This is a genomic window from Streptomyces corchorusii (assembly GCF_001514055.1).
Classification (GTDB): domain Bacteria; phylum Actinomycetota; class Actinomycetes; order Streptomycetales; family Streptomycetaceae; genus Streptomyces; species Streptomyces olivaceoviridis.
Window position 1 is genome coordinate 1 of the sequence record NZ_KQ948365.1, and the last position, 20,752, is coordinate 20,752.

At 69.2% G+C, this 20,752-nt stretch carries 14 protein-coding genes and 6 pseudogenes; 8 read left to right on the forward strand and 12 right to left on the reverse strand.

What is annotated here, in order from left to right; genetic code table 11:
• Together AQJ11_RS52810 and tpg are read right to left on the reverse strand one after the other, a co-directional pair.
• Positions 1–129: pseudogene (locus tag AQJ11_RS52810) on the reverse strand (IS701 family transposase); the annotation flags it as partial.
• 192 nt (positions 130–321) lie between these two features.
• Positions 322–879, reverse strand: a complete 558-nt coding sequence (gene tpg, locus AQJ11_RS32695) for a telomere-protecting terminal protein Tpg (RefSeq protein ID WP_059265584.1) — start codon at positions 877–879, stop codon at positions 322–324.
• A gap of 319 nt (positions 880–1,198) precedes the next feature.
• Here tpg and AQJ11_RS51480 point away from each other — a divergent pair.
• Positions 1,199–1,409 (forward strand): annotated as a pseudogene (locus AQJ11_RS51480) (PhzF family phenazine biosynthesis protein); the annotation flags it as partial.
• A 46-nt stretch (positions 1,410–1,455) separates the two neighbouring features.
• Here the strand turns inward: AQJ11_RS51480 and AQJ11_RS46695 are convergent.
• Positions 1,456–1,683, reverse strand: a pseudogene (locus tag AQJ11_RS46695) (beta-galactosidase); the annotation flags it as partial.
• An 80-nt stretch (positions 1,684–1,763) separates the two neighbouring features.
• Positions 1,764–2,183, reverse strand: coding sequence for a nuclear transport factor 2 family protein (locus tag AQJ11_RS32705; protein WP_244218446.1), 420 nt, complete (start codon positions 2,181–2,183; stop codon positions 1,764–1,766).
• A gap of 93 nt (positions 2,184–2,276) precedes the next feature.
• On the opposite strand from AQJ11_RS32705, the pseudogene AQJ11_RS50465 reads away from it, so the two are divergent.
• The 3 genes and pseudogenes from AQJ11_RS50465 to AQJ11_RS50470 all read left to right on the forward strand — a co-directional run.
• A pseudogene (locus tag AQJ11_RS50465) lies at positions 2,277–2,411 on the forward strand (transposase); the annotation flags it as partial.
• A gap of 385 nt (positions 2,412–2,796) precedes the next feature.
• Positions 2,797–3,372 (forward strand): GNAT family N-acetyltransferase, encoded by a 576-nt coding sequence (locus AQJ11_RS32710; protein ID WP_059265719.1) that lies wholly within the window; start codon positions 2,797–2,799, stop codon positions 3,370–3,372.
• An 11-nt stretch (positions 3,373–3,383) separates the two neighbouring features.
• Positions 3,384–3,479 (forward strand): annotated as a pseudogene (locus AQJ11_RS50470) (IS5/IS1182 family transposase); the annotation flags it as partial.
• A 544-nt stretch (positions 3,480–4,023) separates the two neighbouring features.
• Here the strand turns inward: AQJ11_RS50470 and AQJ11_RS32715 are convergent.
• The 4 genes from AQJ11_RS32715 to AQJ11_RS49370 form a co-directional block, all read right to left on the reverse strand.
• A complete protein-coding gene (locus AQJ11_RS32715) occupies positions 4,024–4,644 on the reverse strand; it encodes an Lsr2 family DNA-binding protein (RefSeq protein ID WP_244218447.1) in 621 nt (206 codons plus the stop codon).
• 56 nt (positions 4,645–4,700) lie between these two features.
• The gene (locus AQJ11_RS32720) at positions 4,701–9,428 is read right to left on the reverse strand and encodes an RHS repeat-associated core domain-containing protein (RefSeq protein ID WP_059265587.1); all 4,728 of its coding nucleotides are present in this window, start codon (positions 9,426–9,428) and stop codon (positions 4,701–4,703) included.
• Positions 9,429–10,024: 596 nt separating this feature from the next.
• Positions 10,025–10,330, reverse strand: a complete 306-nt coding sequence (locus tag AQJ11_RS32725; protein ID WP_059265588.1) for a hypothetical protein — start codon at positions 10,328–10,330, stop codon at positions 10,025–10,027.
• A 64-nt stretch (positions 10,331–10,394) separates the two neighbouring features.
• Positions 10,395–10,739 (reverse strand): hypothetical protein, encoded by a 345-nt coding sequence (locus AQJ11_RS49370; protein WP_059265589.1) that lies wholly within the window; start codon positions 10,737–10,739, stop codon positions 10,395–10,397.
• 118 nt (positions 10,740–10,857) lie between these two features.
• On the opposite strand from AQJ11_RS49370, the gene AQJ11_RS32735 reads away from it, so the two are divergent.
• From AQJ11_RS32735 to AQJ11_RS32745, 3 genes and pseudogenes are all read left to right on the forward strand, one after another.
• Positions 10,858–11,934 carry a fatty acid desaturase family protein gene (locus AQJ11_RS32735; protein ID WP_014670087.1) on the forward strand — a complete coding sequence of 359 codons (1,077 nt, stop codon included), beginning with the start codon at positions 10,858–10,860 and terminating at the stop codon, positions 11,932–11,934.
• A 411-nt stretch (positions 11,935–12,345) separates the two neighbouring features.
• Positions 12,346–13,190, forward strand: a pseudogene (locus AQJ11_RS32740) (IS5 family transposase).
• A 270-nt stretch (positions 13,191–13,460) separates the two neighbouring features.
• Positions 13,461–15,473 (forward strand): prolyl oligopeptidase family serine peptidase, encoded by a 2,013-nt coding sequence (locus AQJ11_RS32745; RefSeq protein WP_059265590.1) that lies wholly within the window; start codon positions 13,461–13,463, stop codon positions 15,471–15,473.
• A 399-nt stretch (positions 15,474–15,872) separates the two neighbouring features.
• Here AQJ11_RS32745 and AQJ11_RS32750 read toward each other — a convergent pair whose 3' ends face one another.
• Together AQJ11_RS32750 and AQJ11_RS32755 are read right to left on the reverse strand one after the other, a co-directional pair.
• Positions 15,873–16,130 (reverse strand): hypothetical protein, encoded by a 258-nt coding sequence (locus tag AQJ11_RS32750; protein WP_049976865.1) that lies wholly within the window; start codon positions 16,128–16,130, stop codon positions 15,873–15,875.
• Positions 16,131–16,268: 138 nt separating this feature from the next.
• Positions 16,269–17,477, reverse strand: coding sequence for a replication-relaxation family protein (locus AQJ11_RS32755; RefSeq protein WP_059265591.1), 1,209 nt, complete (start codon positions 17,475–17,477; stop codon positions 16,269–16,271).
• A 509-nt stretch (positions 17,478–17,986) separates the two neighbouring features.
• On the opposite strand from AQJ11_RS32755, the gene AQJ11_RS32760 reads away from it, so the two are divergent.
• Positions 17,987–18,343, forward strand: coding sequence for a hypothetical protein (locus tag AQJ11_RS32760; RefSeq protein WP_244218448.1), 357 nt, complete (start codon positions 17,987–17,989; stop codon positions 18,341–18,343).
• Between the two features lie 94 nt (positions 18,344–18,437).
• On the opposite strand, the gene AQJ11_RS32765 is transcribed toward AQJ11_RS32760, so the two are convergent.
• Both AQJ11_RS32765 and AQJ11_RS32770 read right to left on the reverse strand, forming a co-directional pair.
• Positions 18,438–19,610: an endonuclease/exonuclease/phosphatase family protein gene (locus tag AQJ11_RS32765; protein WP_398781517.1), complete on the reverse strand. Its 1,173-nt coding sequence runs from the start codon at positions 19,608–19,610 to the stop codon at positions 18,438–18,440.
• A 184-nt stretch (positions 19,611–19,794) separates the two neighbouring features.
• The gene (locus AQJ11_RS32770) at positions 19,795–20,646 is read right to left on the reverse strand and encodes a helix-turn-helix transcriptional regulator (RefSeq protein ID WP_059265593.1); all 852 of its coding nucleotides are present in this window, start codon (positions 20,644–20,646) and stop codon (positions 19,795–19,797) included.
• Positions 20,647–20,752 lie beyond the last annotated feature (106 nt).

Sequence of the window (20,752 nt, forward strand, 5' to 3'; positions counted from 1 at the left end):
TTCCACCGGAGCCAGCAGACCACGCACGTAATCCCGCATCCGCCACCGCAGGTCCACCCTCAAGAACCGGCCCGCAACCCGCGCGAACACCGACTCCAACTCCGCCGCCCACAGACCGGCTTCATCCATCCCCACCACGACCAGAACAACGACGCCGACCAGCTCAGGCAACGATTTCTGACTGGAGTACTAGGTCCCGATCGCATGCGCAAGCCGCTGATTACCGCGTTCGTGCGGAGCCCTTCCTTATCGGAGAAGGCTCCATGAGCGGGCCCCGGACCATACAGGTTCGGGGCCCGCAGGTTGTTCGGGGTGCGGCTGCTACAGCTCGAACTCGAGGTGCTCGATGTCCGTGAAGCGGACCTCCTCCAGGGAGCTAGCGCGGCGGCCGCCGTCCTGGAAGTAGACCTCCTTGAGCGCTTCGGCCGCGATCTCCTGGAGCTGCTGGTCGGTGGCGCCGGCCTCCTGCGCGTCGAAGAGGCGGGCGGCGTACTGCGGGGGCAGGGCGACGGTCAGGTGCCGGATGCGGTCCTGGTCCGTCGACCCGATCGGCGCGGTGTAGCCCATACGGGCGCGAGTGTCGATGACGATGCCGCCGGTGGTGGCCGCCTTCTGCCGGGCCTTGGCCCGGATCTGCGGCTGCCACCGCTTCTTCACCTCACGCTCCAGTCGCGCGGCGAGGTCCGGGCGGGGCTTTTTGATCTGGTCCTTCACGTACCGTTCGACGGTGCGCTGGGAGATGCGCAGCATCTGGGCGACTGCCTTGGTGCCCTTGAGCTGCTTGACCAGGTACCGCATCTGCGCGCCGGCCGACTTCGGCGCCGGGCGGGTGAACGCCTTTTGCACCGCGGCCTCCAGGCCGTCCCCGAACAGGCTCATCGCGGCCTACTCCCTGCTGCTCTGGTGGTGGGTGATGTGGGTGATCTCGATGTCGGCCCACCCGTCGGCGGTGTAGTGCCAGCTTCCGGCGCTGCGGGCTTGGCGTTCGGCGAGGAGTTCCAGGCGGGCCAGGAAGCGGTTCCAGGGGCCGTTCAGGGCGTCGCCTTCTGCCTCGGTCAGGTTGGCCAGTGACTGCTCGGCTGCCTTGGAGACGGTGGCGTGGAGTTCCTGGAAGGAGGCGGCCCGGGCGGTACCGGTTCAGGCTCTGGTCCCGTCTGCACGCCTGCCTCCGATCGGGACGCCCGGCGCTTCAGTGGGGCGCTGCTTCAGCCCGCCGGCGGAGGTGGCTTTTTGCGGGCACGCCACGGTGGCCCTGGCCGTCGCCCTCGCCGACCGGCTGGCGCCCCGGCGGCCTTGCCCTGAAAACCCCAGCGGGCGCCAGCGCCCTCGCCGTGAGGACCGCCACCAACGGCGTGGGGGCGGTGCGGACGACGCTCACCAGCGTGCCGACCCGATCCCGCCAGGCGCTCGCCGGCGCGGCCGTGCTGAGGGCCCGCCGGCGATGCGTCGTTCCGGGTCGGCTTCCTCGATGGCTGCCGGCCGCAGTTGCGCGGCCCGGATCCGGACCATGTCGAGTTTGCGACCCCGGTCGAAGCGGTGGATGCCGTTCTGTTCCTGGAAGACGTCGATCAACTGCGTGCAGCAGTAGCCGAACATGTGCGGGTCCTTCAGCAGCACGTCGGTGAGGTCGGCGAAGAGGGCGTGGAACTCGTCCTCGTCGCGGACCCGTTCGCCGTAGCCTAGGGCTGTCTGACAGTTCGCGTCGCTTCCGGCCGGGCGGGCCGGACCTGACGGGAAGGGGCAGACAGGCCCCAGGACGGACCCTACGGCCAGGCCGTCCCGGCCGGCACCGGTGTGGCCTGGTGGTAGTAGAGCCGGAATTCCCCGGCGGCGTCGCGGCGCCAGATCGACGAACGGCGGGCGTGCCGGTCCTCGATGCGGGTCTCGTAGGTGAGGTGGACGATCCCGGGAGCGAGGACCGTGCCCTCGAAGTGCTCTGCGGTGATGGGTGTGCTGTTCTCAGCGCCACCGTGGAGTGTGGGCAGGGCGGCGACCATCTCCGCATGCGTCCACCGTCGCCCGGAGGCTCCGACCTCGATGAAATCGGGGTCGAAGAGGGCTTCGGCGAGGGCGCCGAAGTGGCGGACGGAAGGGTCGTGGAGGCGTCGCTCCCGGACGATCGCCTCGGTGACGTCTGGATGCTGCGGGAGCGCCTCGGGCGCGTGCCGACCGTTCTGGATCACGGCGACATGATGCCTGGTCGCGGCCGGGGCCCTCGGCGGCTGGCGGCCTTCAGCAGCGGAGGGTCCGGGCACTGTCTGAATAATTGATCTGTTGTGGGGTGTGGCGAGCTGACGGATGCGGCGTGGGAGCGGACATCGCCTGTGCTGCCGGGGATTGATGGTCGGAGTCGGCCGTGGCCGGATCACCGGCAGGTGATCAACGGGGTGTTGTGGCGGTGGTACCTCGGCGATGACGATGCGGAAGAGGGCGGCCATGCCGGGCTGGGTGAGAAGGGCCACGTATCGGCGTCCGATGCATGTTTTCGCCAGCTTGAACTGGAGCCACTTGGGCAACGGGATTGAGAGCCACGCTGCTCCGCCCGTGGCGGGCATGGACACCGCCATCGCTTCATGATCGGCAACGGGAATGAGAGCCGCCCCTATCGGGTGACATGTTGTGGCGCCTGGGCGGAGCCGGGGTGTCCAAGGCGGTGGTGTAGGCGTGAGCGATAATTTGTGGTCCCCGGGCCCGGCTGGTTCGCGTCCCTGGCAGGCGTGGCTGAGAAGGGCCCGGTTTCGTTGGACGCTGGTAAATGCGTTGTCGATCATGTGGGGCTTAGGCAGCATCCTGCGCATGGACCAGCCTGCTGAGACTCTCCGATTTGACCAGGTCGAGCTGCGCCGGTGGCGCGTCAGCGACATCGAGACCCTGCACCCGGTAATCACCGAGTCGCTTGATCATCTGCTGCCGTGGATGCCCTGGGCAGCCAGTCATGGTCGGAAGCAGACCCAGGAGTACCTGGCCCGCTGCGAAGAGCAGTGGGGTGCAGGGCAGGGTTATGACTATGCGATCACCTCGGGTGGAGCGGTGATCGGCAGTTGTGGGCTGATGCGCCGGATCGGTCCCGGCGGGCTGGAGATCGGATACTGGCTGCACCCCACATGGACGCGGAAGGGACTGGCCACCATGGCGGCGGCGGCACTTGTGCATGCGGGACGGCAGCTTCCGGAGATTGACCGCATCGAGATCCACCACGATGAGGCCAACCCCGCCAGCGGTGCCGTCGCCCGCCGCTTGGGCTTCACCGAGGCAGAACGTGTGCGGCTGCCCGACGGACCGACAGCCCCTGGCGAGGCGGGAGTCCGTGTGATCTGGCGCCTTCACACGCAGATCGGGTCGGCAGACGAGGGCCTGGCAGTCACCTCGTAGTGGTCTGCCACAAACTCGCCGCCCGCTACCGGGCCGGACTCCACCTCGCAGCACTCATCCTCTGGCTCCGCGAACCGAGCCAAGATCACTTGTCAGACAGGTCCTAGGACTCGGTACGGTCCTCGCCGGAGCGATCGGCGGCGGCCTGACGGGTTCCGCAAGATGCCGCCGAACTCGTCGACGAAGTACGGCTGGCCGCCGTAGGGCAGCGAGTTGGAGGCGTCGTTCTCATAGGCGTGACCTGGGCACACGCCCTTCAACCAGGTCGGCGCGTTTGAAACCCCCGTCGCGGTCACCACCGGCGGACACTCGCAGCCGCTGCGCGCCTGGCCGAGCACGAGAAGTGAGGACGATGATCATGCTGGCAAGCCGGGGACGCGTGCGGACGAACAGCGGGGCCATGGTCCTCGGCACAAGGCATTCGGCCGCTGCGCCGGCCAGCCGCCGACTGGCGGGCGGCGCATTCGGATCGGGCCCGGCGAACGCGGCCGCGTCCGGTAACTGCAACACCGCGGGCTCGCCGCGTGAGGGCCCGATACCAAGGACGGCGTGGGGCCCGCTTCTGGTACTCCTCCTCGCGCCCTGGCCCGCGGCCTGACCGTTGCATCTTCTCCAGCCGCTGCTCGATGGCCGACCGGCGCTCCGCTGTGATCAGTTGCTCTCGTGCGCCTGCTCCCAGGCGTGTCGAACTTCGGCGGGGATGCGTCCGCGCATCGGCACGTTGTATCCGTTCGCGCGCGCCCATGACCGGATAGCCTCAGGGTCGGAGGGGGGACGAATTGGTGGCAGAGGAGGGGACCACTCGTCCAGGCGCGACGGCTCGAAGCCGATGCCGGCTTGCAGAAGGTCCTTGGGGAACTGGGGAACGGCCGTGTCGCCGCTGAGAACGGAGACGAGGAACTGGGTCACGTTGCCGTCGTAGGTGAACCAGCGTGGTCCGCGTGCCTCGTTGACGGCGATCGTCCACGCATCCGGGTCTTCCCGGGGGTCGGTGACCCAGAAGAGATACTCGCCGTTGTCTGTCGCACCGCAGGGCAGGAGCAGCTCTGGGCTGACAGGTGACGGGTAGATTCCCCGTGCGTGATCTGAGCGCATTTGTTCTCGAATGCGTTCGGACAAGGGGCCGACGAGGTTGACGTGGACCGAGGTGTGCCGGGGGTCGTAGATCCAGAGGTAGTTCGCGAAGCATCCGGGGTCGTAGGTTGCCGTGAGCCTTTTGTAGTCCTCAGGAAGGCGCAGGCCGAGTGCGGCTTCGACGCTCGGCCAGTCCACCGGTGGCTGTTCGGTGGGGGGCGGGGGGCAGAGCTCAGTGAGGCGCTCAAGAGGGCTCATTCGATTCCGTCCCTGCGTCGGACCTGCTGTTTGGCATGGTCCGGGTTTTCAAGGTCTGCTCTGAGGTGGTAGCCGCGGTTGCCGTCAGCTTCCATGGTGATCCACTTCGGTACAGAGGTCTTCTCGTCGTCCGTGTACTCAAGATAGACGCTGTACTGGACGATCTCTCCCGGGCGGTCGTCCGAGCCCAGAACGGCGTCACGGATCTGCAGTTCCAGGTCCCTCATGACCGGGGAGTTTGTGGGGTTCTGCGTGATGGTGAATAGGTTGTCCAGAGTGTCGCCGGACCCGCCGAGTACCTGGGCCAGCATATGTCCGCGTGCCTGGTTGTGCTTGGTGCCATGGACAAAGCCGGGCGGGCGTAGGGCGGACTTCGCGTCGGTTCCCTGACCGATCATGTCGCGCGTGATAGTGGCATGCATTTCGTAGGGGCGGCCGTGTTCGTCCCGTACCCACACGACTTTGCCGCCCCAGGTGGGATCGGCTGTGCAGCCGGCGAGTCCGAGCGGGTCGGTGAGAGTGAAGGGGTTGGGGACGTACGCGTAGTGGTTGGCGGCGGGCGCGAGTCCGAGGGGGTCTGGGGTGAGGTATCGGCCCAGGTGGGGGTCGTAGTAGCGGTTGACGTTGTAGTGCAGGCCGGTTTCCGGGTCGAAGTGCTGGCCCGGGTAGCGCAGGGGTGTGTAGGCGGTGCAGTCGCGGTTCCACTGGGTGGCGCCCCAGGCGGTGCTGCGGGCGCGCCATGCGAGGGTGCCGTCGGGGGTGATGAGTTCGCAGGGTGCGCCGGTGAGGTCGGTGACGATGGCGAAGAAGCGCCGGTCGATGGCCTGCTGCTGGTCTGCGGTTTTGGTTTCGCGTTGGGCCAGGGGCTGCTGTCCCAGGTAGTCCCAGGTCAGGGATATGCCGTCGGTGTCCTGTTCGGCGAGCTGGGCGCCGTCCCAGGTGTAGGTGATGCGCTCGAGGACGTGGTCGTTGTCGTCCAGGCGGCATTTGGCGATGCGGCGGCCCAGGGCGTCGTAGAGGTACTGCCAGCGCCCGCGGTGGGGTGTGGTGACGTGGGTGAGGCGGTCTTCTGCGTCCCAGGTGAAGTGCCAGGTGAGAGTCTTGCCGCTGAGGGTGGTGGTCTGGCGGCGGATGACGCGGCCTTGGGCGTCGTAGTGGTCGTGGGTGCGTCCGGCCCTTGTCAGGCGGCTGCCGGTGTAGTGGACGGGGCCGGCGTGGTCCTGGCCGGGAGCGGGTTGGGGCAGGGTGCTGTGGGTGAGGTCGCCGGCAATGTTGTAGGCGTAGGTCTCGCTCCAGCCGCGGGCGTGGACAGCGGTGATGCGGCTGGCTGCATCGAGCGTGTAGGTGCGTTCTCCGGTGAGACTGTCCTCTACGCGGGTGAGGGTGCCGTCGGGCTGGTAGGTGAAGGACCGCTCGATCGGGCCGTCCTGTGATGTGATCAGCGTTTGGGCGAGGATGCGGCCCACGCTGTCCCAGGTGTGGTGCAGGGTGGGGATTCCGTCCAGGGTGCGGGTGATCTCACGGCCGAGGGCGTCGCGTTCGAAAGCGAAGCTGTGCTCCCCGCTGACGTAGGAGGCCAGGCCGTTGGCGTCGTAGGTGAGGGTGCTGGTGGCACCTGAGGGGGTCTGTCGGTGTGTGCGGCGGCCGAGCGGGTCGTAGCCGTAGCGGGTGGTGGCGCCATTGACGGTCTCGGTGATGATGCGGCCGGCGATGTCCCGGGTCAGGTCGATGCGGGCGTGGGCGTTGGTGATGCGGGTGACGTGGCCGCTGTCGTCGCGGAGGAAGGTGGAGGTCGAGCCGTCGTCGTGGCGCAGGCGCGTGACACGGCCCAGGACGTCTCGTTCGAAGGTGAGGGATTGCCCGGCCGCGTTGGTGCGGCGGGTCAGGCGTCCCAGCGCATCGTGCTCATAGGTGATGGTGCGGCCGTCGAAGTCGGTCTCGCTGGTCAGGCGGCCGGCAGCGTCGTAGGTGTAGGTCCATTGCAGCCCGGCGGCGTTGGTCACCTTGGTCAGGCGCAGTTCGGTGTCGTGGGTGAAGCGGTAGTCGGCTCCGTCGGTTGTGGTCGTGGCGGAGGGTTTGTCGAAGTGGCTGACCCCGTGGCGGGTGGTGCGGCCCATGCGGTCGGTGTGGCTCGTCAGGTTGCCCTCGCCGTCCCATGACCACTCCTCCCGGCTACCGTCGGGCAGCTGCCGCCACGCGAGGCGTCCTTCAGTGGTCCACCCCTGGCTCAGGGTGTTGCCCAGAGGATCGGTGGCCTCGATGACGCGGCCGAAGGCGTCGCGGATCAGGGTGGTGGTCGCGCCGCTGGGGGCGGTGACACCGATCGGGAGGCCGGCCGCGTCGGTGGTGATCCGGGTGACGTCGCCGACCGCATTGCGGATCGCGATGACGTGTCCGCGGTCGTTGTAGGTGTGCTCGGTGCGGGCACCATCGGGAGCGACGACGGCCGTGCGGTTGCCACGCGCGTCGTATTCGAAACGGCTGGTGGCACCGCCGCGTTCGGTTACGGTAACGGGCAGGTCCCACTCGTTGTAGACGGCGTGCGTGAACGTTCCGTCAGCCGTGCGCAGGCCGGTCAGGTTGCCGCGCGGGTCGCGCTCGTAGTGGGTGGTGGCACCCAGGGGGTCGGTGTGGACCAGCACCCGGTCGTGATCGTCGTAGCGGATATGGGTGGTGTGCCCCAGCGGGTCGGTCTTGGCGACGACCTGCAGCTTGCCGTTGAGGTAGTAGGTGCTGGTGGCACCGGTGGAATCGGTGTACTGGGTGATCCTGTCACCGGTCTCGGAATGCCGGGCGTAGGTGAAGGTGGAGGACAAGACCCCGTCCGGGCCGACCGTCCGCACGACGCGTCCCTCGTCGTCGTAGACGTAGCGGAAGGTCGAGTCGTTCCGGTCGGTCCAGGACGTCACGCGAGCATCGTCGTATGTGTAGCGCAGCGGCGACCCACTGGAGTTGATGACGGTCTCCAGATTGCCCTGCGGGTCGTATCCGTAGCGCACAACGGTGTGCGGTCCCTCTGCAGTGCGCAGAGCCAGGCTCTGGACCCGGTCGTCGGCGACCGAGACACTCACCTGGTAGCCGCCGCTGTGCGAGACGGCAGCCGGGGCGCCGCTGCCGTCACGGTGGAAGACGATCCGGTTGCCGTTGCGGTCCTCGATCTCGGTGAGCCAGTAGGCCGGCGAGGCGAAGTAGGGGCTTCCGGTGAACGAGCGTGTCCAGCCGGCGGCCGGGTCGGCTATGCAGTACGTGGTGGTGCCGTTGTCGTGACCGTCATGCCGCAACGCCAGGCGGGGCCCCTCGACCGGCATCACGCCTTCCGAGTCGTCCGTCGTAGGCAGACGTGGGTAGACGAGCAGCGAGCCGTCCTCGCGGGCCCAGACCGCACCCTGACCCAGCGGATCAAGTTCGAGGCGCTCGTCCAGGGTGGAGGCCCAGCTGCGGCCATACCACTGCCCGTACCGGTAGTTCGACAGGTGCGTACGGCGCAGCACGAGCGGCAGGACACCGGGCAGCGACAGATCGGTGCAGGGCAGCGTCATCTCACCGGTCGCGACATCGACCGGGTCGTTCTCACAGGTCTTCTTCGTCAACGGGATCGCATGGCGCCGCGGGTCATCCTTCGCGCCGGCGAGCGGGGACCGCTTGCCGTAGTCGTCACCGGGCTTCCGGCGCTGCCCGGGGATACCCGGCACCCCGTCTCGGCCGGTGCCGCCGTCCTTCTTACCCAGGCGGATGGCATCGAGCCTGCTGCGGACATCCTGGTCGATGCCCTTGTGCAGGCGGGAAGTCGCCTTCACCCGCTCGGGAACGGTGTCGGTGATGTGCGTGGCTATCCTCTTCAGCGCCTTCTCAGAGCCCTTGAGCGCACCGTGCAGCACCGTGTCGAAGATCTGAGTGAACGGGTCGCGGCCCTTGCTGCGTCCGAACGCGCCCCGAGCCCGGCGCAGCGGCGAACTCGCAGCCAGGTGCAGCTCGTCACCGTGCCGGGAGACCTTTCCCGCACCGTCCTCGAACTCGACATGGTCGATCTTGGTGGTCTTCCCCGCGTCGCCGCTGGAACCACCCGCGCCGCCGGCGGAGGCGAGCTGCATCCCTCCGTGCCCGCCCTTGGCACCGTGCCCGGCACCGCTGCCTGCCGCCGGCGGCATGGAGAAAGCGTCATCGGCCAGGTCGAGGACCATGTCCTCGACCATCGCCTCCAGCTTGGCATTGACCGGCTCGGTGACCTTGGCGATCACCTCGTCGACGATCCGGTCCGCAGCCTCATCGATGATCCGCTTGACCGCCTGCCGCATGGCCGTGATCTCGGCCGCACCGAGGACCGCCGACAGGCCACCGGTCACCCAGGCAAGCCCGATGGACAGACCCACCGAGCCGGCCATCACCGTCAGCTCGGCCTCCGCCTTCCGCTTCATCCAGAAGATGATGTCGGCCAGGGCGTCGCACGCGTCCGCGAACAGACGGGCCAGCTCCGGGAGCCTTTCCAGGTGACTGGCCTTCACCTGATTCCAGTGCTTGTCCATCGCATCGACGGCCCAGCCCTGGGAGGAGGACAGGATTCGGGACACGGCCTTGTGCGCGTCCGCGCCATGCCCCTCGAACTTGTCCGCGAAGTCGCGTATGGCGTCGGCCATTTCGCGGTAGTCGTCCTCGTCCACGTTCGGGAAGTTGATACCGATGAAGTCCAGGACCTCATCCAGCCATCCCGGAATCGTGTAACCCATCCCCGTGCCTCTCCCCCGTGCTCACTCCCAGCCCACCGGAACACAACCACCCCGTTCGCGATCATGAACCCTAGTAGACGGGACAGACAGCAGAACACCGGGAAGCAAGCCACCCTGGGCGATCACAGCTCGTACGCACGCCATCCGTCTCAACGATGGAGACCGTGAAGCCGACCGCTGCGAGTGGCGCGTCTGGGGCATGAGCGCGATCTCATCACCCGAAACGACAGACCGATCCCCCGTAGAAGACCCGCGGCTACGACGCCGGGACGACGAAACTGATGACTACAGCGGCCACGGCGCACTCATCGGCGCCGACACCCGGCTCGCTCGTCCTCGACCGGGCGGTGCTGGAGGGCCGGCCCGACCGGCACCGCTCCGGACGGCCCCGCGTATCTCCCTCCCTGCGCCCCGGTCCCTCTGCTCCTCGTGCCGACCCGCCGTACGGCGCGTAGGGCGGTCTCCTACCCGATTGGCCGCGGATGCCGCAACAGGGCGCAGGGCTGCCGGGTTCAGCACTAGGATTTCTACGCGAGTATCCAGGGGGGAGCGTGGTTATCGACATGGTCGACGCCGTCAAGTCCACGCAGTCGAAGTTACAGAGACGTAAGCGCCTGAACGAGCGCCACGAGGAGCTCACGCAGCGAACGTCCGAGGAGAACGCCGCTCTGCAGAAGGAACGGCAGTTGCTCTACGACGAGGCACTCGTCCCCTTTCATGACGTCCTTCAGCGGCTCAGGCACGTGGAACTGGCCGAACAGCCCGCGAGTGAACGCCCAACTGTCCACGATGAGACGGGCGTTGATGTTCCACGACCCCGCGGAAGCGCTGTGCCGATCGTTGTCGCCACGTTGGTTGGCGGCGCGATCCTTGGAGCGGTCGGTCACCTTGTCACCAGCCACGCCGCCCAGGCAGGCACCCTTCGCTTCGTCCGGACCTTCTGCACTGCCTCCACCGGTAGACCAATCAGAAACCTCGGCGGGGCGGCTGCTCGCAGCGCCGCCTTTGCGCGGCTGGCCGGCGGGTCCAAAGCGGCCGGCGGTGGCGGGGTGGCCAGCGGAACGGGCCGCTGGCGCCGGCATGGACAGTGAGCACCAGCTCCCGCAGCAGGCCGATGACGTCGTGGTCGGGCAGGCGGGCAGCCCACTGTCGCTGCAGGACCTCGGTCAGCTCGGGGAGCGGCTCGCGGCCGGCGTGCGCGCGCCGGCACGCGGCGTGGTAGGCCAGGTAGCCGGCGTGCCCGAGGTCGACGGTGTCCTTCAGCAGTGCCTCGACGACCAGGAGCCAGTCCCCATCACCGGCCCCGGGCATTGCCCCCAGGGCCGGTGGGCCTCGGGGCAGCACCCACGCCCTCCTGGGGTAAACCCCCTGTGCGAGAGGGTGACTGGCAGGCTGTTTCGGCTGGTCGCAGGCGCGGAGACTCGGTGGCATGACGATTTCCCCGCAGGCCGTAGCGGCCACCGTGCCCGGCGCCCGCCCCCGTCCCTCCGGTGCCGGAGCCGGCAGTGACTTCGCGCGGCTGTCCCGTCGTATCACCGAGGCGGGGCTGATGAGACGCCGTCCTGGCTACTACACGACGCGGCTCGGTCTGGTGATCGCGCTGACGGCGGGCGGATGGGGAGCCTTTGCCGCGCTCGGGGACACCTGGTGGCAGATGGCGACGGCCGCCTTCCTGGCGCTGATGTTCGGCCAGATCGCTCTCGTTGCCCACGATCTCGCGCACCGTCAGGTGTTCCGGCGACGCCGGCCGAGCGAATTGTGGGGCCGGCTCTTCGGCAATCTCGGGATCGGCATGAGCTACGGCTGGTGGATGAACAAGCACACCCGTCACCACGCCAACCCCAACCACGAGGAACTCGACCCGGACGTCGCCCCGGACATCCTGGTGTGGTCCACGGAACAGGCCCGCGACGCCCGGGGCCTGGCCCGTCTCATCGGCGGTCACCAGGCGGGGCTGTTCTTCCCGCTGCTGACGCTGGAGGGCTTCAACCTGCATGTGGCGAGCCTGCGGGCGCTGCGCTCACCGGGCATGAAGCACCGGACGCTGGAGGCGGCGCTGCTCCTGCTTCACCTCGCGGCCTATCAGTCCGCCCTGTTCCTGGTGCTCTCCCCGGGCAAGGCGGTGGCGTTCCTCGCCGTGCACCAGTGTCTCTTCGGCGTCTACCTCGGGTGCACCTTCGCGCCGAACCACAAGGGCATGCCCACGTTCCGCGGCGACGAACGGCCCGATTTCCTGCGCCGCCAGGTGCTCACCTCACGCAACGTGCGCGGCGGACGGCTGACCGACGTTCTGCTCGGCGGGCTCAACTACCAGATCGAGCACCACCTGTTCCCGAGCATGCCCACGCCCCATCTGCGCCGTGCGCAGACCGTCGTCCGAGCCTACTGCGCGGAGATCGGCGTGCCCTACCACGAGACCGGCCTGATCCAGTCGTACCGCGAGGCCCTCACACATCTGCATCAGATCGGTGAGCCGATCCGGCAGCAGCGCCGAAGGGGCGCCTGACGTCGTCGGTGCAGTCGACGGCGTGGAGTACGACGCCGCCGGGTCCGCGGCCGCCGGCAAGCAGACCGCGGCCGCCGCGCGCGAACCGCTCACCCGGGCCGTCACCGCCGCCGCCCCGCTCATGCGCTGCCCCGACCCTGCCGCCATCGCTTTCAGGGTTCGGAAACAGGCACTGAGAGGTCGTTTTCATCTGTATTGTTCAGATATCGGGCGGTTCTTGGAGTGTGGGATTGCGGTGCGGAAGGGGTAGTGCGGTGTGGTCGGGGCCTGTGTGCTGGGCGGGGTGACGGGCGTGGCGGGATGCGGCTTGTTCCTGTCTCATCCCAGGACGTCCGGTCTTCGTGGCTGTGTGCTTCGGTCGCCGCTGCTGTGCGCCTGGGCGCACTCGATTCGCTGCGATACGCCGGAAGCATGCCGACGCGACGCCCGTATCCGAGTGATCTGTCCGATGCCCGCCGGGAGTTGATCGAGCCGGTGCTCTCGGCCTGGCGCTTCGAGCGCCGCGGCAGGGCTCTGGACTTCGGCCGGCCGCCCGAGCACGATCTGCGCGACATCATGGACGCGATCTTGTATGTGGACCGCACCGGCGTGCAGTGGCGCTATCTCCGGCACGACTTCCCGCACTGGAACACGGTCTACGGATACTTCGCCAAGTGGCAGCAGGAAGGCGTATTCGTTCAGCTCAACGGCCTGCTCAGGCGGCTGCTGAGGGAGAAGGAGGGGCGGGAAGCCGAGCCATCGGCCTGTGTGATCGATGCCCAGAGCGTCAAGACCTCCAGCAGCGTTCATGCCTCCAGCCAGGGCGTGGACGCCGGGAAGAAGATCGTCGGCAGGAAACGGAGCATCGTCACCGACACCCTCGGTCTCCTGCTTGCCGTGCTGGTTACCGCGGCGAGCGTGCAGGACTCCGTCGCCGGCACCCGTCTCCTGGACCAGGTCGCCGCCGAACACCCCGGCATCCGCAAGGTGTGGGTCGACGGCGGTTACCGCCAGCACCTCGTCGAGCACGCGGCCACCCTCGGCATCGACATGGAAATCACCGCCCGCACCCCTGGGACCAGGGGATTCACGCCGATCCCGAAACGCTGGGCGGTCGAGCGGACCTACGGCTGGCTCATGCTCCACCGGCTCTCGCCCGCGACTACGAGACTCTGTCCGCCCGCTCCGAAGCCATGATTCACCTTGCCATGACCGACCTCATGGCTCGCCGTCTGACCAGCGAGACCACCATCTCCCGGCGCGACCCGACACCATAGACCAAACACCAGATTCCGGGATAAAACATCGGGATGAAACGACCTCTCAGGGGCGCATTCGCGTGGGGCACTCGTCGTCCTCTCGAAGTCGGACGACAGCGGGCGCGACACCGTTCACGAGTCAGCTCGTAGGCGGTTGACGGGATCCCGCCCGATCACTTCGATCGGGCGGGATCTCTGCGTTTCGCCGGACGGGCGGCAGGCACCCCCTGGCGGGCGGCGCCCGTAATCCGCTGTTCACCGCCTCCTTCGCGAGCAAGAATCGTCCGCATGTCTGCGATCCCCGGTGGCACGACCGCCTTCCACGACCTGCCCGCGTTCCTCGCCCAGCCTCGCGTCAACTCCCTTGCACTGTCCGCCGACGGTGGCCGTCTCGTCGCCACCGTGCAGACGCTGTCGGAGGACCGGACCAGGTTCGTGTCCGGGCTGTGGGAGATCGATCCGGCCGGGGAGCGCGAGGCGCTGCGCCTGACCCGGTCGGGGAAGGGCGAGTCCGGGCCCGCGTTCGGCCCGGACGGGGTGCTGTACTTCCTGTCGGAACGCAAGGACGACAGCGAGGAGGACAAGCACGAGGGTGCCGCGCTGTGGGCGCTGCCCGGGCGTGGTGAGGCCGCCGTCGTGGCCCGGCACCCGGGCGGGATCACCGCGTTCACCGTCGCCCGGGACTCCGGCGCGCTGGCCCACACCGCCGGGCTGCTGCCCGGGGCCTCCGACGCCGACGCACACGGCAAGCTGCGCACGGCACGCAAGGACGCGAAGGTCACCGCGATCCTGTACGAGGCCGGGCCGACCCGCGCCTGGGACCGCGATCTCGGCCCCGAGGAACAGCACACCTTCGTGCGCGCGGGGGCCGAGGGCGCCGTGGTTGACGCCGGCGGGCAGGGCGTCGGCCTCGAGCACCCCGGGGACGTGGCGCTGTCGCCCGACGGGACGCGAGTGGCCTACACCCGGTTCGTACCCGGCCGGGTGCCCGCCGAGAACCGCACCGCCGTGGTAGTGGCAGACGCGGCCACCGGCGAGGAGGTCTTCGTCCTGGGCGATGTGGAGCACCTCTACGAGGCGCCGGTGTTCACGCACGACGGCTCGGCGGTCGTGTGCTCGCGGATGACGTGGCCGACTTACGACGAGTCGATGGACATGACGCTCGTCCGGGTCGGCGTGGACGGCGGCGAGGCCGTCGATCTGCTGCCCGGGTTCGACAACTGGCCTGTCGGCGCCGTCTGTTCGCCGGTCGACGACGCCCTCTTCTTCGTGGCCGATGTCGAGGGACACGCGCCCGTCTTCCGGCGGGACGCGGACGGCACCGTGACCCGGCTCACCGCCTCGGGCGCGTACGGCTCGCTCTGCGTGGCCCCCGACGGGCTGACGCTGTACGCGCTGCGCAACGCGATCGACTCGCCGCCGCGGCCGGTCAGGTTCGAGGCCGTCGTTGCCGACCAGACGCCGGTCGAGCTGCCCGCCCCCGGTGCGTTCGACACGCTGCCGGGCACCCTCACCGAGGTGCACGCCAACGCGGCGGACGGGTACCGGCTGCGCGGCTGGCTCGTGCTGCCTGAGGGCGCGTCGGCCGAGAACCCCGCGCCGCTGCTCGTCGCCGTGCACGGCGGGCCGCAGGGCAGCTGGAACGGCTGGACCTGGCGGTGGAACCCGTGGCCGTTCGCGGCCCGCGGCTACGCGGTGCTGCTGCCCGACCCGGCCCTGTCGACCGGCTACGGTCAGCAGGGCCACCGGCGCGGCTGGGGGCAGTGGGGCGGGGTCCCGTACACGGACGTGATGGCGCTGACCGACGCAACCGAGGCCCGTGACGACATCGATGCCGCGCGCACCGCGCTCGGGGGCGGCTCCTACGGCGGCTACATGGCCAACCGGGTCGCCACGAGCACCGATCGGTTCAAGGCGATCGTGAGCCACGCGGGCCTGTGGGACCTGCGGTCCTTTCAGGGCGACACCGACGCGCCCTGGTACTTTCAGTGCATTTTCGGGGACCCGGTGACCCGGCCCGAGCGGTACGAGGCGCACTCCCCGTACCTGGACGCCGCGAAGATCCGTACGCCGATGCTGGTCATCCACGGCGCGAAGGACTACCGCGTGCCGGTCGGCCAGGGCGCCGCACTCTTCCAGGATCTGCAGCGGTTCGAGGTGCCTGCGAAGTACCTGTACTTCCCGGACGAGAACCACTGGATCCTCTCCCCGGGCCACATCCAGGTCTGGTACGAGGCGTTCCTGAACTTCCTCGACCACCACGTCCTTGGTCACGAGTGGCAGCGGCCCGGACTGCTGTGAGCACGGGCGGGCGTCGGCCTTCGACGAGGTGGGATCCCCGCTTTTGGGCAGGAACGGACTCACCCTCGGGGCCGGTCTGCTGTGCCGCCCCCGCACAGCTTGCCCCCGCCCGGCCGGTGCACTGGCACCGTCCCCGCTGCCGGTGCCCTCTACGCCGGTCCGGTCGACGTCAGAGGTCCATGCGCAGGCGTTGCGGGGGCCGGTGGCGGCTCAGGAGCCGGGAAACTGCAGGGACGCCGCCTGCACGCGCAACAGATGCGTCTCCGGACTCGCGCGGTGGAGAAGGGCCGGCGCTCCCCGCTCGCATCGCTACGCCCGGCACTATGTACCCATCGCCGCCGCCGTAACGGAACCGGGGCCGGGACAGCGCCTCCGGGCGGGGGCGTGCCCGGCGGCGTCCTACTCCGGGCCGGGGTCGCGCAGCGGATTGCGGTGACCGCAGTCCCAGCACTTCACGGTCTCCGGGAGCCTCTCGTACCGCGTGCCGGGGACGCCGAAGGAGCCGTCGATGCGGAATCCACCGCAGCCCTGGCACGGGGTGGCGTGGAAGGGCTTGTCACAGCGGAGGCAGGTGCCTTCCGCGCTGGTCTGGTCGAGGCGGGTAACTCGGGTGTCTGCGCTGCCACATCGCACGCAGAACGCTTCCTGGGTCTTCATGGTTCTGGTGTACAGCAGCTTCGCGGCATCGTTCCCCCGCTCCGATCCGAGGTGCCGGCGGGCGCGGAGCACGCGGTCCGGGGGCGCGGGCCGGGCCACGGAGGACGCTGATCCCCCCGGGGCCCGTGGCGTGCCGGGTCAGGGTCGCCGGCGGAACCAGCCGCGGCGCCGCCCCGGCTCGGGGTCGTCCTCCGGCGCCGGCGGCGCGGCGGCCTCGAGGCGGGCGGCTTCAGCGGCGGCCTCCTGGCGGGCGACGTCGTCGGCGTGGCAGGTGCCGCACACTGACAGGTCCCCGGCCTTCCAGGCCGTTCTCGCGGTGGTCTCCTCCCAGCGCTGATCGGTGAACTTCCTCCCACACCGCTTGCACACCGGCCGTCGCGCCTCCCGCTCAGCGGCACGGCGGCGCTCGTCCTCCGCTTTGGCGCGGGCGTGCTGGCGGCGGTAGAGAGCGTCGCCGTCGGGGTTGTCGAGCGCGTCGGTCAGGCTCTGTTCGTCCTTTCGCCCCAGGCGCCGCCACACCGCCGTATCCGCGCCGTGTTCCTGGAGCTGCTCCAGGGTGGTGACGACGACCGGCACGGCCTGGCTGTAATCCTTCGCTGTGATCGCCTCTTGGTAGTAGGTCTCGTACCGGCGCGGCGCCCAGTAGCGGCGGCCGGCCTCCTCGATGACCTTCACCGTGTTGTCGACTTTCGCCGCGGTGGTGTCGGCGAACACGAACGCGAGGGGGACCAGGCCCTCCCGGCCGGTGGGCGGGTAGACCCGGCGCCACAGCCGCTTCTCGTGGCCGACGTCCTCGATCGCGTCCGGCCGGGAGCGGACCAGGTCCACAGTGAGCCTGTGCGCGTCCGGTGCCAGCAGCCGGCCCCACTCCCAGTACCGGCGCAGCTTGGTGACCAGCTCGTGCGCGTCCTCGGTGCGACGGTCGATCTCCAGCAGCAGCACCGGCACCCCGGCCTCCCGCGCCCGCACCACCAGGTCCGCCCGCTGCACGTACCCGCCTGCGAGCCGGTGCGGAATTTCGGTGGCGAAGCCGAACCGGTGACCGATCCCCACGCGGTGGAGTTCGGCAGCCGTCGTGGTGACCGCTGCGGAGTGGTCGTCGTAGCTGGCGCCGAGCAGCTCCCCGGTAACCGGGTCGTACTTCTCCTCACGCAGCGCCGAGACCCGTATGCCCTTCGGCTCCAGCAGCTTCTTCGCCTCGCCGTGGCCTCGCTTGGTCAGCACCCACACCTGCCGCTGGTCTTCCCGGACCAGTTCGATCCTCACCAGGTGGTGGTCCTGAAGATCCAGGAGGGTGTCCCGCGTGAGCTTGTCGTGCCGGTTGTCCGGACGGGTCAGCTTCCACAACTGATCGGCAGTCGCCCTCTGGAAGATCCCCAGCGCTTGCAGCAGCTCCCTCCGCCGGGGCTCTGTCGAGTTCCTCCTGTGAGTAGGACGCCTTTGGACATGAGGGTTGTCGGACCTGCGGCGGCCCCCTGTCCGCCGGGGCTGGCCTGCGGAAACTCCCGGCTCTTGGCGGCGGGGCGCGGAGGGGGTGATGGAGGGGGCTACGGAGGGGGCCTGTCCGGTCCGGTCAAGGGGCTGCTCGGGCTCGTCTGCGGTACTCGCCACAGGGCGCTCCTGGAAAGTGGGGCGGGCCCATCCCGCCGTTCACCTTCTACAGGTGCGGCCCTCGGCTCTCGTGTGACGCCGGCCCTTGAAGAACCCCTTCACCGTGACCGTATCGTGATCAACCTGAAGGGGGGGGGGAGAGCCCTCCCCCGCCAGCGCCGGACTCTGTCCACAGGTCCGCGATCCGAGCATCGGGTTCGAGGCCGCCACGATCAGCGGGGCGGCCCATACGTTGAGGAGCCGACATGCCCGACACCACGCCGCTCGCCCCGATGACCCCGCACGCGGCCATCAGCGCCTTCGGCTACCTCCGGGCCGTCCAGGCCGACGACGTCGACGCCGCCCGCGAGTTCGCCGGCGCCGAACCTCAGATGCCCGAACTGCTCGTCGACGCCGCAACGCGGATCGTCGTCCCGGTCACCGCGCTGCCCGGCCCGGAGGTCGGCGAGCCGTGCGCGGACACCTTCGCCCTGGAGGCCCTGGGGCGCGTCTTCGTGACCTCGCTGCGGATCTGGGCACAGGCCGGACCGGACACGGCGGAGGGCATCGCCCGCGCCGTCATCGACGTGATTGGTCACTTGAGTGCGCGAGTCGCGCGGTAACCAGCGGGTGGTCTGCGCCTGCGTCCAGCCCTGTATCAGCGAACCCCCTCGCGTGCGCCTATCCCGCTTCTGCGGAGCGTCAGGACAGCGTCGCTCAGCCCAAAGCCCATGAGCCGGGCCTATGGGCGGGGAGCAGCAGGTCGGCGACGAGACCGTAGTGGTCGCTCGCCCACACGCCGTCGACGGGCTCGGAGAAGACCTGCTCGCACAGACCGACACGCAGGGTCGGTCCGTAGTCGTCGCACCGGACCATGATGTAGTCGACGCGCCGCCCTTCCTCCTCGGGCATCTCACCCTGCCGAACGAGAGGGTTGACAGGGGAGAAGGTGTGACCCGGCTCGCCCGGATGAGCCGCCTCCCATGCGTCGCGGTAGCACACGCTCAGGCCGCCCAATGACTGCCGACCCGTCCAGAACCGCACACTCGCGCTGTCAGGAGGGGCATCGAAGTCCCCGAGCAGCACGACATGACCGGACCCCGCCATGGCTTCCACGAGACGGGCGGCAGCGATGGCCTGCGCCTCCCGCTCCCGCTCCTGGCCGCGCTCCCAGCTCGGTTTGTGGTGCACCACCAGCATCGTTCCGAACGGACTGGGCGCCTGCACCTCCGCGACCGTCACCCCACACCACGCTGCCATCGCCTCCCGTCCGACACCGCCGAACGCGTCCGTCCGTACGGCCGTAATGGGCCATCGGCTGGCGACGGCTGCGCCCACCCCGTCCTCGGACCAACGCGGATGTGCGGCCACATGCCAGCCCTCTCCCAGCAGTTCCCTCACACCGTCATAGTCCTCGCAGCGGACGACCTCCTGCAGGGCGACGACATCCGGCTGCCAGTCCTGCACCCCCCGCTCCAACAGGCGCCTGCGCCGCTGCCAATCGGCATGCCGCCTCTCCAACACGTTCACCGTCATCACCCGGAAAATCCCGGAACGGGGCCTTGCCTTTCCACCACCCATGGCCGACATCCCTCTTCCCGCGAGGCGCGCATCTGCCACCTCAGCCGTGCCCGTCTCGATCGCAACGCCTTGATCTTCCCGCGTGCAAGCCGAGGGCGCGCGCAGCGCATCCGCGAGCGATGCCGCGGGGCGAAGGCCAAAGGCCTGGCCGACTGGCGGGGCCGCACGTTGTGGACCGCTGCCCTGCGGCCTGGACGCATGCACGACGCCACGGCCGCCCGCAATGAAGGCATCGCCGTCTGCTTCCAGCACTTCCCCGACGTCGGGGTCCTCCTGGACGACGGCTACCTCGGCCTGAGCCGCGACCACCGCGGGCAAGCGATCACACCACCCGGAAAACCCCGCCCGGGAGCATGGCCCGGCAGAGTCGAACAGTGGGAACGCGACCGCCAACGGCGTGTTCGACGGTGATGTGGTCGGAGCCAGCGTCCTCCAACGGACCAGCACACCTCACCCGCTATCACGCACCAACTCGTTACAGTCCCGACGGAACCTAGTGCAGATAGTCGCTCGCCTGGGCGCCGAGGACGTTCAAAAGAGCCAGCGTCTCGGCGCCGGGGGACCCTGGCGGTGCGCTGTAGAGCACGAGGTGCTGGTCGCGCTCGGTGAGGGTGAGGGTGTCGCAGTCGACGGTGATCTCCCCGACGGCTGAGTGGCGGAAGGTCTTGGTGAGCATCGGCGCGGTCTGTACGTCGTGTCGTTCCCAGAGGCGGGCGAAGTCAGGGCTGGCATCGCGGAGTTCGCCGACGAGACCTGTCACCGCGGGATCGCAGGGGTAGCGGGCGAGGGTGGTGCGGAGCTGCATCACGACGCTCAGCCGGAACTCGGCGGCGTCGGAGATCCCGTAGAGCGTCTCATCGGCGCGCTCGGGCCCGGGGAAGGCCCGGCGCGCGAGGTTGCGGTCCTCGGGGGCGAGCGGGGCGAAGTCCTCCATGAGCGCGGCCGCGAGGTCGTTCCATGCGAGGACCTCGCACGCGGCGGACATCACGAAGCCGGCCGTCTGCGGCAGCCGCTCCAGGAGCGCGAGGATGCTCGGGCGGACGTCGCGCCGGTGCAGTCCGGTACGGTTCGGCGCGGTGCCCGCGAGGACGTGGAGGTGGTCTGACTCCGCGTCGGTGAGCCGCAGCGCGCCGGCGATCGCGGCCAGGACATCGCCCGAGGGGCGTGGCGCCCGGCCCTGTTCGAGGCGGATGTAGTACTCGGTGGAGATGTGCGCGAGGACCGCTACTTCCTCGCGGCGAAGACCTGGTGTGCGCCGGCGCGGGCCGGAGGGGAGGCCGACGTCCTGTGGCCGCAGCCGCTCGCGGCGGCTGCGGAGGAACGCCCCGAGCTCCTGCTTGTCCATACGCCCAGTGTGCGCGGCGCCCGGCCGTGGATCCTGGTACAGCCTGTGCCTGTATCCGGCCGGCAGCCGGTCGGACGCTGCTGCCATGACGAACAACATGACCATT

Coding starts and splice junctions, on each gene's coding strand:
- AQJ11_RS32750 (WP_049976865.1), bottom strand. CDS start 16,130: ATGAAGACCCAGGAAGCGTTCTGCGTGCGATGTGGCAGCGCAGACACC.
- AQJ11_RS32720 (WP_059265587.1), bottom strand. CDS start 9,428: ATGGGTTACACGATTCCGGGATGGCTGGATGAGGTCCTGGACTTCATC.
- AQJ11_RS32760 (WP_244218448.1), top strand. CDS start 17,987: ATGCCCGACACCACGCCGCTCGCCCCGATGACCCCGCACGCGGCCATC.
- tpg (WP_059265584.1), bottom strand. CDS start 879: ATGAGCCTGTTCGGGGACGGCCTGGAGGCCGCGGTGCAAAAGGCGTTC.
- AQJ11_RS49370 (WP_059265589.1), bottom strand. CDS start 10,739: ATGCCCGGGGCCGGTGATGGGGACTGGCTCCTGGTCGTCGAGGCACTG.
- AQJ11_RS32745 (WP_059265590.1), top strand. CDS start 13,461: ATGTCTGCGATCCCCGGTGGCACGACCGCCTTCCACGACCTGCCCGCG.
- AQJ11_RS32710 (WP_059265719.1), top strand. CDS start 2,797: ATGGACCAGCCTGCTGAGACTCTCCGATTTGACCAGGTCGAGCTGCGC.
- AQJ11_RS32735 (WP_014670087.1), top strand. CDS start 10,858: ATGACGATTTCCCCGCAGGCCGTAGCGGCCACCGTGCCCGGCGCCCGC.
- AQJ11_RS32770 (WP_059265593.1), bottom strand. CDS start 20,646: ATGGACAAGCAGGAGCTCGGGGCGTTCCTCCGCAGCCGCCGCGAGCGG.